The sequence below is a fragment of the Streptomyces sp. CWNU-52B genome, from assembly GCF_047444975.1.
GTDB lineage: Bacteria > Actinomycetota > Actinomycetes > Streptomycetales > Streptomycetaceae > Streptomyces.
In genome coordinates this window covers 38906-48384 of record NZ_JBLFJV010000017.1, presented here as the reverse complement: position 1 = coordinate 48384, position 9479 = coordinate 38906, and the positions used below count along the sequence as shown (strand labels likewise).

Here is a 9479-nt window from a genome sequence, read left to right as displayed (position 1 = left end):
TCCGGACCGGCTACACGCGGCTCTGCCCGTGGATCACGTAGCAGGCCGCTTGCCTCTCCCACCACGGGGAGCGCTCGCTCTGGTGGCGTGTGAGGTGGCCTGCCGCGCGCTCGCTGATGAGATCGGCGCGCACCGTGTAGGCGATGTACCCGGGATGGTCGTCGACCGCCACGGCGGCGTCGTCATCCATGATGGCCCGTCGCTCCATCGTGATGGGGATACGCGGACCGAGAGGCGCCCCTGTCGGGCGCGGGTGCCAGCGTCGTGCCTGCTGCATGAACAGCTCGGCGAAGACCACGGTGCCTTCGTCGCTGACGTCGTCGTAGTGGAAGTGAAACAGACAGCCGGAGCCGTCCGCGAAGTCTTCGATCCAGGGCGCGAAGTAGCGCTCGCCCTGAGAGTGTCTGACCACCTGAATCGTGAGCATGACTGCCCCCGTTCCGCCGATCGGTGGCCCCCTCTCGGTGACGGTCTGTGCATGCAACCACACCGAACGGCGTAATGCACGTACCTCGGGTGGATCAGTCAGGAGTCTGCAACCTCGTCGCTTTCACCGGCCAGGCCTTGCAGCATTCGGCGGGGCTTGCGGTACCGCGCGGCGATGCGTTCCAGCTCCTCCGGGGTGGCCCCCTTGCGGCCCTGGAGGATGACGATGATGTGGCCGTCGTCCTCGTCCGGACCCAGCGGGATGACCCCGGCCTCAAGCGTCGTGCTCGCGCGCAGTTCGTACTCAACTGCCGGCGGGAGAGGGAGATGCTCTGACTCGGCGCTGTGCCCACCTGCGGCCGCGTGCTCGCCTCTGGCGATCTGGTCTGCCTCGCCGTCCGAGAACCCGAGGTAGGTGGCGTACTTGCGCACGTTCTTGGAGACCTCGGCGAAGTCGCCCGCCTCGATCTTCTGGATGGTCCCTCGGCTCACGCCGATGGCCTTCGCCGCTTCTGGCTGGGTGAGCTTCGGCCGATGTGCCTGCCGTGCTACTTGGAGCAGGCTGCCCAGCTTCTTGGTTCCCTCGTCCATAAATCCTCATCTTGGCACACCACGGTTGCATGCCGACAGCCGAGTTTCGGCGCTTTGACCTGGGCAGTATTCGTCACTTTACGCCCCGGCGGTTGCATGACGTCCCGCGCGCTCCCGGCGCACCACCGCCCGCCGAACGAGTGGCTGCCTATAAAAAGTAGGCAGGATGGTTGCGATGTGTAGGCAGAGTGTGGTGAGAATAGCGGCGTGAAGCCCAACGGATCCATGATCAGAAGCATCCGAGTAGGCAGAAAGCTCACCCTTCCTGGGCTTGAAGCCTTGACCGGCCTGAACCGCGGTTACCTCTCCCGACTGGAGAGGGACCTCATCCAGGACGTCGGCTCTGAGCAGGTCCGCCGGGTCGCCGAGGGGCTCCGAGTTCCGGAGGACCTCCTGATCGCCACAGAGGAGTCGACGCCGTGACCGCTCAGGCCACGAGGACGCGCCGGGCCCCCGCAAAGGGCCCCAAGACGCCCAAGTCCCGCACCCCGCAGGGCAGTTCGGCCGAGGCCGAATTCCGACGGTGGTCGCCGGACGAGGTCGCCGCCCTGAAGTTGCTGCCGTACACGGCGCGGATGATCCGCGAGAAGTGCTACCGGCGAGAGCTGTTCTGCCACCGCGACGGCGGCCGTATCACCTTCACCGCCGAGGACCTCCGCCGCAACGCCGAGCTCGGCGCGCAGGCGCCGGCCGCCTGACCCACCCCTGAACGCGCCGAAGGGCCGCTCTCAGCTTCCCGGCCCGAGCAGCCCCCGACCGGCGCCTCAACCCATCACAGAAAGCAGAGGTCACCGTGTCTACGGAGACTACCGCCCAGCCGAACGAGTCGTTGCTCGCCAAGGTCCGCGCCCTCTTGGCGAAGGCTGAAGACCCCGGCTGCACCGAAGCCGAGGCCGAGGCGTTCACTGCGAAAGCCACCGAGCTGATGGCCAAGTACGGCATCGAGCAGGCCATGCTGGCCAGCACCGGTGCCAAGACCGACGCGCCCGCCGACCGCATCGTGACCATGACCGACCCCTGGGCGCGAGAGAAGCAGTCCCTGGTGTCCGGCATCGTGACGGCGCTGCGCGGCCAGGCAGTCCTGCGCTCCGGACCGATGGGCCACCGCGTCCACATGTTCGGCTACGAGTCCGACCTTGAGCGGGCCGAGATGCTGTACACCTCGCTCCTGCTGCAGATGACCCACCAGCTCGCACACGTAGAGGTCCCGTACTACGAGAACACGCGGGCCTACCGGCGGTCCTGGATCATCGGCTTCCGCAGTGAAGTGGTGCGCCGGATCAAAGAGGCCGAGGCCCGCGCGGTCGCGGAAGCCACCCGGCCCGGACAGGAAGTCTCCGGCCCGAGCACGGCCCTGGTACTGGCCGATCGCACGGCCGTCATCGAGCAGCGCGTGACCGCCGAGTACGGCAAGTTGAAGAAGCGCCGCACCACCTTCCGCGGTGGCGGCTACCAGGACGGACGCGCCGCCGGCCGCACGGCGAACATCGGGCAGACCGGCATCGCGGGCGGACGCCGCGCGCTGGGCGGTGGCAAATGAAGTGCGGCGAGCCGAACCCCAGCAAGACCTTCGCGGACTGCGACCTGGAACTGAAGCACCGCGACGATCACAGCTACCTGGGTCAGCGGTGGCCGCGCGTTCAGCCGAGCGAGCCCGACTGGGACGTGCAGGAACTGCTGGACGATCAGACGCCGCGCAACGCGTGGGGCGTGATGGAGCGCAGCTTCCCGATCATCGTCACGGAGACCGTCACCCGGGTCGTTTTCGTGACGGCGGAGACCGAGGATCAGGCGCTCGCCTACTGGGGTGATGACCCCACCGACCTGTCGCTCGACGGCTCCGAGGTACTGGACGGGTCCCTGGAGTTTGAGCGCCCGGACCGGTGGCAGCGGCAGGACGCTTTCAGGGCCAAGCGCTTTGAGTCGAAGATCGGCCCGCTCGTCGTCTGCCCCGGCTGTGGAGCTGAAGCCTTCCGCCGCGAGTGGATGCACAACCCGATGAGGAAGTGCCACGGCCCCATCGAGTGGCGCGAGAACCCGTCGGCGAAGCCCCGGTACCGGTGGCGCCGCGAGCACCGGTCGACGCCCGCGTTCGACGCCTCGGACGCTGACGAGTGACCGGGATCGAGTGGCTGCTGTGGGCCGCCACCGTGTGGGCCGCCTGGCTGGCCTTCGTCGTCACCGACGTCCCGGCCCTGGTCGCCCGTGCGGCCGACCGTCTCCGGCAGCAGCACACCCCGCACTGGGCCCGCCACGGCCACACCCCGCCCGATGATCACCCCGCCCCGCAGCACCACCGCCACACACGGAGGGCACGGTGACCGTCGCCCTGTTCCCGCCCACGACGAGCAGCCCTGTCAGCCTGGACATTGAGGCGCTGACCGAGGGCCCGCGGTTCGTCCGCACCCGCGAGATGAGCCGCTGGCACCGGCCCCGCTCCGGGAGTCGGTACCCGCAGGACCGTGTCGTCTACGGCGCATGGTGCGGCTACGGCATCGGAGGCAGCGAGAGGGCCGGCGCCTTCCTCGCTGCCGACGAGCCGCCCGCCGGAGAGCCCGTCTGCGGCACCTGCGAGGGACGCGCCGCCGGGGCAGGCCAGGATGCCAGCCCCACCGGGCGGCTCCTGCTCTTCTCCCCGCGCGACATCGACCCACCGAAGAACTGCCCCGCCTCTCGCACCTCTATGTACGAGGCGCTGCCCGGCGGTCGCGTCGGGCAGTGCCGCGCCTGCGGTGACCACCAGCCGCTGCGCGCCATGGGCGGCCCGTACAACCCCCGCTACGCCATCGTCCAGCACCCGACCGGGGCCGCACTCGTACCGCCGTGCCCCTTCCACCGCTGGCGCCAACTCACCACCGCCGAGGACGGACACGTCCTGTGTGCCTGTGGACGGGAGATCAACCAGTGACCCAGCAGCTCCAGTTTCCCGAGCCCGTCCAGGGCGTCATCAGCCCGGCCGCCGGGGAGAACGCGAAGGCCAACGGCATGGCCCTCGCCCAGGCCAACACCACCATCGAGTGGGCGGACGCCTGCGCCGCCGCCATCGCCCTGATGGCGCGCCGCGGCACCGAGTTCCAGGCCGCCGACCTCATCGCCGAGGGCCTGGTCGACGAGCCCGACAGCCCGAACCGGTGGGGGCCCGCCTTCCAGGCCGCCGCCGCGGCGGGCGTCATCGAGGCCCGCAGCTACGCCAAGTCGAAGCGGGCCACCGTGCACTCCTCGATCTGCCGCACCTGGCAGGGCACCGCCGAGTACCGCCGGAGCGCAGCATGAGCGCCGACCGGCTCGTCACCGTCATCTGCGTGGTCGGCGCCACGTTCTGCGCCTGGCGGGTACGCAGTGCTCTCCGTGGGCCGTTGGAGCGCGCCCGGCTCATCGCCGATGCCACGGCCCGTACTGCGGACGACGGACACGACGTCGGCCCCGACGCGCTGCGTCTTCTCGAGGACCTCGACGCACACCTCGACGGCTACTTCGCCCGCGTGTCGCACCTGTTCGAAGAACTCGGGTCGCCGCCCGTCGACCCCGCCGGCCTGGACCGGCTGCGCGCCGCCGTGCGCGACGACCAGCCGAAGGGGGACCGACTGTGAGCCGCGACCTTTCCTGGATGGACGCCGCCCTGTGCGCGCAGACCGACCCGGATCTTTTCCACCCCGAGGGCAAGGGCTGTAGCTACCGCGACGCCCGCAGTGTGTGCGGCCGGTGCCCGGTCCGCCCGCAGTGCGAGGCCCACGCTCGTGCGCTTGAGGGCGACCTGTGCGAGACCTCCCGTCACGGCATGTGGGGCGCTCAGGTCCCCAAGAAGCGTGCCAAGACCACGAAGGAGCAGGCGGCATGACGATCCGCATCGGTTCCCTCTGCTCCGGCTACCGCGGCTTGGACCAGGCCGTGGAAGACGTCTTCGGCGGCACCACTGCATGGGTGTCCGACATCGACCCCGGGGCGAACCGGATCCTCGCCCACCGCTGGCCCACCACCCCGAACATCGGCGACCTGCGCTTTGCCCACTGGGGCCGCGTCCTGCGGCAGTACGGCCCGGTCGACGTGGTGTGCGGCGGCTACCCCTGCCAGCCGTTCTCGACCGCCGGCCAACGAAAAGGAACCGACGATGCCCGCCACATCTGGCCGTTCATTGCCCGTGCCCTTGGGGTTCTTCGACCCCGAGTCGCGATCTTTGAGAACGTCGCGGGGCACCTTCGGCTCGGATTCGACGTCGTCCTCGCTGACCTTGCCCGCCTCGGGTTCGATGTTGAGTGGTGCCTTGTACGCGCGGACGAGGTCGGCGCTCCGCACCAGCGCAAGCGCCTCTTCATCGTCGCCACTGCTGCCGACGCCGCGAACCTCGGACACGAACGGGACGGGAGCGCACGGGGATGGCGGCCTGGACCTACGGACCACGGTCAGTCTCCTGCCGACACCGATCGTGGCGGACTCCCGGGACACAGCGAACTTCCGGCCGGACGGAACCCCCTACGGCAGCGGGAACGGAATGACGCTCACGGACGCCACACGGCTACTGCTGCCCACTCCTCGCGCATCGGACGGAGAGAAGGGCGGCCCGAATCAGCGAGGCAGCAAGGGCGACCTGGCCTTGCCAGCCGTAGCCCACAGGATTGGGGCCAATTCACCCCAGCCATCGCGCGCTGGGAAGAAGCGACGGGCCGCCCCGCCCCCTGGGCAACTGACGATCGGCGACGGCTGAGCCCCGCGTTCGTCGAATGGATGATGGGCCTCCCCGCCGGCCACGTCACCGACGTCCCCGGCCTGACCCGCACCCAGCAGCTCAAAGCGCTCGGCAACGGGGTCGTCCCGCAACAGGCCGCCGCCGCACTCCGGGTTCTTTACGCCCGCGCTGCCCCAGGCACCTTCACGTCCGCCGCCTGACCAGCCCCATCCGAACCACCGAGAGAAGCTCTCATGCCCTGGGTCCGCTTGGACGACCGGTTCCCCTCGAACCGCAAGGTCGACCTGCTGTCCGACCGCGCCTTCCGGCTGTACGTCTCGGCGCTCTGCTGGTCCGCCGAGAACCTCACCGAGGGCATGATCCTCGATCGTGAACTCCCCATCGTCGCCCGCGTCCGCGGCATCAAGGCCGCGGCGCGGGAGCTGGTGGAGGCCCGGCTGTGGGACCGCGTCGACGGCGGCTGGGAGATCCACGACTACCTGGAGTACCAGCGCGACCGCGAGCAAGTGCAGGCGGAGCGTGCCGCGAACGCCGCCCGGCAGAAGGCGTGGCGTGAGCGGAAGCGAGCCAGCAAGGACGGCTCGTCGAAGGGGGCAGCTAACGCCCCTCGTAACACCCCGAGTAACGGCGTTACGCGTGACGCCGAGAACGCCCCGAACGACACGACGACGACAGCAACGCGACACGACGACGACACGACGGCGCGAGAAACAGGCGCCGAAGAAAGCGAAGAGTCGCAGGTCACAGCGATTCGTAACGCCGTTAGTAACGGCACCCCGTCCCGTCCTAACCCTCCTTCTCCTTCAGAGAAGGAGAAGGAGGAAAGACAGCTAGCTACGCGAGCGGGCTCCGACGAGCCTCCCCGCATCGGAGACAGGCCCCGAATTCCCGCCGCGTCCGTGCCTCTCGTCGACGCGCTCACCGCCGCCGGCCTGATCGGTGTCGGCTGGGACCTCCAGCCCGGAGAGTGGGTCCTCATCGAGGTCCTCATTCAGCGCTGCGGACTGCCCGCCCTGGTCGCCTCAGCGACGGCCAGCGCGGAAGGCGCCCGCTCCCGGCCCCGCTCCGGCCGCTACTTCCTCCCCGGCTGGCGCTCCCTCCCGGACGCACCCGCCCCCGGCACCGACGTCCTCACCGCCCAGCAAGGCGGACACGTCGTCGCCCTCGGCAAGTCCCGCCAGCAGCAAGACACCGACGACTGGGCCGACCGCGCCATGGCCCGAGCCCGAGCCCGCATGCAGGAGCCCTCATGACACCCGACGAGACCGTGGTCCTGGCCCGCTACGTGCGAGCCCTGTGCCCGCAGCAGAAGTTCGACGAGTACACCCCCGACGCGTGGCACGACGTCATCGGCGACTACCCGCTCGCCGCCGCCCGTGCTGCTGCGGCTGCGGTCGCCCGCCGTCAGCCGTTCGTCAGCCCCGCCGAGATCATCGACGAGATCACCGCGCAGCGCTCCGACGCCGCCGTCGATATCCACGGTCCCGGCCTGCCCGCCGAGATCCCCGACGCCGACCCCGACGACGTGCCCGCCTACCTCGCCGCGGTGCGGCAGCAGCGGACCAGGGCCGCCGACGGGCAGCACCTGAAGCGTCGGCCCGTCGCAGCGCTGATCGCCTCCGTGAAGGCCGCCCTGCCGTCCGTTGACGGCTCCGTGGCCGCTGTCCGTCGGCCCGGCCCGCTCGGCATCGACTGCCCCCAGTGCAAGGCCGCCATCGGCCGCCCGTGCAAAACCCCCGCCGTCGGCGGGCGGGCGCCCCGCGAACGCGAGCCGCACGTCGCACGCCGGACCGCCGCCACCGGCGGGCCCGTCGCCGACCGGGCCACCACCCGCGCCGACGAGGAGCACCGCCGCGCCCACTACCTCCAGCAGTTGGCGCAGATGCAGGAGCCCGCCACGTGAAACGCCGCGACCGCCCCGGCTGCGACGTCCCCACCCCGCCGCACTCCCTGCGCCGCCCCCGCCTCTACCCGTGCGGCTGGCGCTGCCCCCGACACACACCCGCCGCCACGGCCGGCAGGCCCGAGCCCGGCGATCCGCAGCCCGCCGTGTCCGTCTGAGCGGCGTCAGCACCACACCCAACCCGACCAGCCGAAAGGCCACAAACCATGACCGTGCAGACCGCTCCGCTCCCGCACGACCCGTACATCACCGCTGTCGTCGACGCGCTCACCGCCGCAGGCATGGAGCCCTACACCTATTGGACGTCCGACGCGGAGATCGACCCCTACGCCACCGGCGACGACGCGGGCTGCACCACGATGCTCAACGCCGTCATCGCCTGGGACGACGACACCGACGACGAAACCGGCGGCCTGTTCCTGTTCTGGGACCACCCCGCTGAGCAGTGGCAGTACGCCCGTCCCCGCTCCGAAGGCGGCAACACCGAGCCGGAGTTCCTGCCGAGCCTCGGCCTCTGGTCTCACCCGGAGGTGGTGGCAGCCACCGCCCGCGCGCTCCTCAACGGAACCCCGGCGCCCGAGGGCCACGCCCCGTACTGGCACCCGGCTGACGCGGTGCGCGTCGCGATCAAGGCGTGGGAGTCCGACGAGTCCTGATGCACCCCACCCACCCAGCCGGCCGCCGCTGCCGCTCGAACCGGCAGCGGCGGCCGGTGTCCCGACCCTCTCACCCAGGAGTAGCGATGAGCGTCCGCCCCGGGGCCCCGATGCCCGCCTCCCTGCGCCACGGCCTCCGCGCCCGCGCACACCCCGCCCGCTCCGTGCCCTGCCCACACGAGCCCTGCCACGCCCGCCCTCACCAGTCCTGCATCGTCCGCGTCAACGGCCGCGTCCTCGAAAAGCCCCACGCCTCCCGCGTCACCGCGTGGACCGTCCTCACCGCCTGCTGCCCGACCTGCCAGGTCGAACCCGGCATCCCGTGCCACGACGACGGCCGCGCCCTCACCGACGCCCACCCCCGCCGCATCCAGGAAGCGAAGGAGATCCTCGCGTGACACCCCTTGAGCGACTCCTCCTCGAGGAGATCCCCACCCGACCGTCGCCCGGCGTCCACAGCGTGTGGACGAAGCAAGACCAAGACCGGCACTGGGCAGACCTGGCGGCCTCCGTCGGCGTGCCCAACGCGAAGCGGCCCACCCCGGTGCACATGAGCGACGTCAGCGAGGCAGCAGCGTGACCCTCTGCGGACTCTGCGGCGCCGAGGCGAGCGGCCGCTACCTCTGCCAGCACGACACGATCAGGCTCGCCGAGCGCCTGGCCGACCTCCCCACGCTGCACGACGAACTCGTGCAGTGCCTCGTGCCGCGGGCCCGCGGCTTCGGCGAGATCGTGTCGACGCGTAGCGCGGCCGGCCCCCGCTCGCCGCTGAACGAGTCCGTGCTGGACGAGATGACCAGCGGCAGCATGCTGCTGGTCGTGCACTCGTGGCGGGTCGACGTCCAGTACGTCCGGTGGCCGCAGCACTCCCCGCCGCCCTTCGACACGCTGGCCGCCGACTGCCGCTGGCTCGCGATGGAGCTGGAGTGGATCGCTGAGAACTACCCGGCCGCCGGAGACTTGGCCCGCGAGGTGAGCGACCTCGAGCGCCAGGCTCGCGCCGTCACCGGCGACCCCGTGCCGCGGCGCAAGGTCGTCGGCCAGTGCATCGCCGTCACCGACGACCGCGGCACGGTGTGCGGGGCCGACATCACCCACCGCGCGGGCGAGAGCAATCTCCGCTGCCGGGCCTGCCATTGCGTGTACGCCGGGCAGCAGGACCTCTTGCTGCTGCTGCACTACCAGCCGAAGCAGCCGGCGTGACGTAACCAGGGGTGTT

At 70.7% G+C, this 9479-nt stretch carries 19 protein-coding genes; 17 read left to right on the top strand and 2 right to left on the bottom strand.

Translation table 11 applies throughout. The features are described from left to right. Positions 1–10: 10 nt before the first annotated feature. Both ACLVWQ_RS17760 and ACLVWQ_RS17755 read right to left on the bottom strand, forming a co-directional pair. On the bottom strand, positions 11–427 hold the full coding sequence (locus ACLVWQ_RS17760) for a hypothetical protein (protein WP_414109786.1): 417 nt from the start codon (positions 425–427) through the stop codon (positions 11–13). Positions 428–525: 98 nt separating this feature from the next. Continuing rightward, positions 526–1017 (bottom strand): helix-turn-helix transcriptional regulator, encoded by a 492-nt coding sequence (locus tag ACLVWQ_RS17755; protein ID WP_414109785.1) that lies wholly within the window; start codon positions 1015–1017, stop codon positions 526–528. 207 nt (positions 1018–1224) lie between these two features. On the opposite strand from ACLVWQ_RS17755, the gene ACLVWQ_RS17750 reads away from it, so the two are divergent. The 17 genes from ACLVWQ_RS17750 (at position 1225) to ACLVWQ_RS17670 (ending at position 9463) form a co-directional block, all read left to right on the top strand. After that, positions 1225–1440, top strand: coding sequence for a helix-turn-helix domain-containing protein (locus tag ACLVWQ_RS17750; protein WP_414109784.1), 216 nt, complete (start codon positions 1225–1227; stop codon positions 1438–1440). Next, a complete protein-coding gene (locus ACLVWQ_RS17745; RefSeq protein ID WP_414109783.1) occupies positions 1437–1715 on the top strand; it encodes a hypothetical protein in 279 nt (92 codons plus the stop codon). The genes ACLVWQ_RS17750 and ACLVWQ_RS17745 overlap by 4 nt, the downstream gene beginning before the upstream one ends. Before the next feature lie 95 nt (positions 1716–1810). Then, a complete protein-coding gene (locus ACLVWQ_RS17740; protein ID WP_414109782.1) occupies positions 1811–2557 on the top strand; it encodes a DUF2786 domain-containing protein in 747 nt (248 codons plus the stop codon). Further along, the gene (locus ACLVWQ_RS17735; protein WP_414109781.1) at positions 2554–3135 is read left to right on the top strand and encodes a hypothetical protein; all 582 of its coding nucleotides are present in this window, start codon (positions 2554–2556) and stop codon (positions 3133–3135) included. The genes ACLVWQ_RS17740 and ACLVWQ_RS17735 overlap by 4 nt, the downstream gene beginning before the upstream one ends. After that, positions 3132–3338 carry a hypothetical protein gene (locus tag ACLVWQ_RS17730; RefSeq protein WP_414109780.1) on the top strand — a complete coding sequence of 69 codons (207 nt, stop codon included), beginning with the start codon at positions 3132–3134 and terminating at the stop codon, positions 3336–3338. The genes ACLVWQ_RS17735 and ACLVWQ_RS17730 overlap by 4 nt, the downstream gene beginning before the upstream one ends. Continuing rightward, positions 3335–3925 (top strand): hypothetical protein, encoded by a 591-nt coding sequence (locus ACLVWQ_RS17725; protein WP_414109779.1) that lies wholly within the window; start codon positions 3335–3337, stop codon positions 3923–3925. Before ACLVWQ_RS17730 ends, ACLVWQ_RS17725 begins: the two co-directional genes overlap by 4 nt. Beyond that, complete coding sequence (locus tag ACLVWQ_RS17720) at positions 3922–4290, top strand: hypothetical protein (RefSeq protein ID WP_414109778.1); 369 nt, start codon at positions 3922–3924, stop codon at positions 4288–4290. The genes ACLVWQ_RS17725 and ACLVWQ_RS17720 overlap by 4 nt, the downstream gene beginning before the upstream one ends. Further along, positions 4287–4607, top strand: coding sequence for a hypothetical protein (locus ACLVWQ_RS17715; protein WP_414109776.1), 321 nt, complete (start codon positions 4287–4289; stop codon positions 4605–4607). The genes ACLVWQ_RS17720 and ACLVWQ_RS17715 overlap by 4 nt, the downstream gene beginning before the upstream one ends. A gap of 17 nt (positions 4608–4624) precedes the next feature. Continuing rightward, positions 4625–4855 carry a WhiB family transcriptional regulator gene (locus tag ACLVWQ_RS17710; RefSeq protein ID WP_414109793.1) on the top strand — a complete coding sequence of 77 codons (231 nt, stop codon included), beginning with the start codon at positions 4625–4627 and terminating at the stop codon, positions 4853–4855. After that, positions 4852–5901: a DNA cytosine methyltransferase gene (locus ACLVWQ_RS17705; protein ID WP_414109775.1), complete on the top strand. Its 1050-nt coding sequence runs from the start codon at positions 4852–4854 to the stop codon at positions 5899–5901. Before ACLVWQ_RS17710 ends, ACLVWQ_RS17705 begins: the two co-directional genes overlap by 4 nt. A gap of 33 nt (positions 5902–5934) precedes the next feature. Continuing rightward, positions 5935–6954: a hypothetical protein gene (locus tag ACLVWQ_RS17700; protein WP_414109774.1), complete on the top strand. Its 1020-nt coding sequence runs from the start codon at positions 5935–5937 to the stop codon at positions 6952–6954. Then, positions 6951–7604 (top strand): hypothetical protein, encoded by a 654-nt coding sequence (locus tag ACLVWQ_RS17695; protein ID WP_414109773.1) that lies wholly within the window; start codon positions 6951–6953, stop codon positions 7602–7604. The genes ACLVWQ_RS17700 and ACLVWQ_RS17695 overlap by 4 nt, the downstream gene beginning before the upstream one ends. Next, complete coding sequence (locus ACLVWQ_RS17690) at positions 7601–7762, top strand: hypothetical protein (protein ID WP_414109772.1); 162 nt, start codon at positions 7601–7603, stop codon at positions 7760–7762. The genes ACLVWQ_RS17695 and ACLVWQ_RS17690 overlap by 4 nt, the downstream gene beginning before the upstream one ends. Positions 7763–7810: 48 nt before the next feature. Continuing rightward, positions 7811–8260, top strand: coding sequence for a hypothetical protein (locus ACLVWQ_RS17685; protein WP_414109771.1), 450 nt, complete (start codon positions 7811–7813; stop codon positions 8258–8260). A gap of 86 nt (positions 8261–8346) precedes the next feature. Beyond that, on the top strand, positions 8347–8658 hold the full coding sequence (locus tag ACLVWQ_RS17680; protein ID WP_414109770.1) for a hypothetical protein: 312 nt from the start codon (positions 8347–8349) through the stop codon (positions 8656–8658). After that, entirely contained in the window at positions 8655–8840 is a 186-nt protein-coding gene (locus ACLVWQ_RS17675; RefSeq protein ID WP_414109768.1) for a hypothetical protein, read from the top strand. The genes ACLVWQ_RS17680 and ACLVWQ_RS17675 overlap by 4 nt, the downstream gene beginning before the upstream one ends. Next, positions 8837–9463, top strand: coding sequence for a hypothetical protein (locus ACLVWQ_RS17670; protein WP_414109767.1), 627 nt, complete (start codon positions 8837–8839; stop codon positions 9461–9463). The genes ACLVWQ_RS17675 and ACLVWQ_RS17670 overlap by 4 nt, the downstream gene beginning before the upstream one ends. Positions 9464–9479 lie beyond the last annotated feature (16 nt).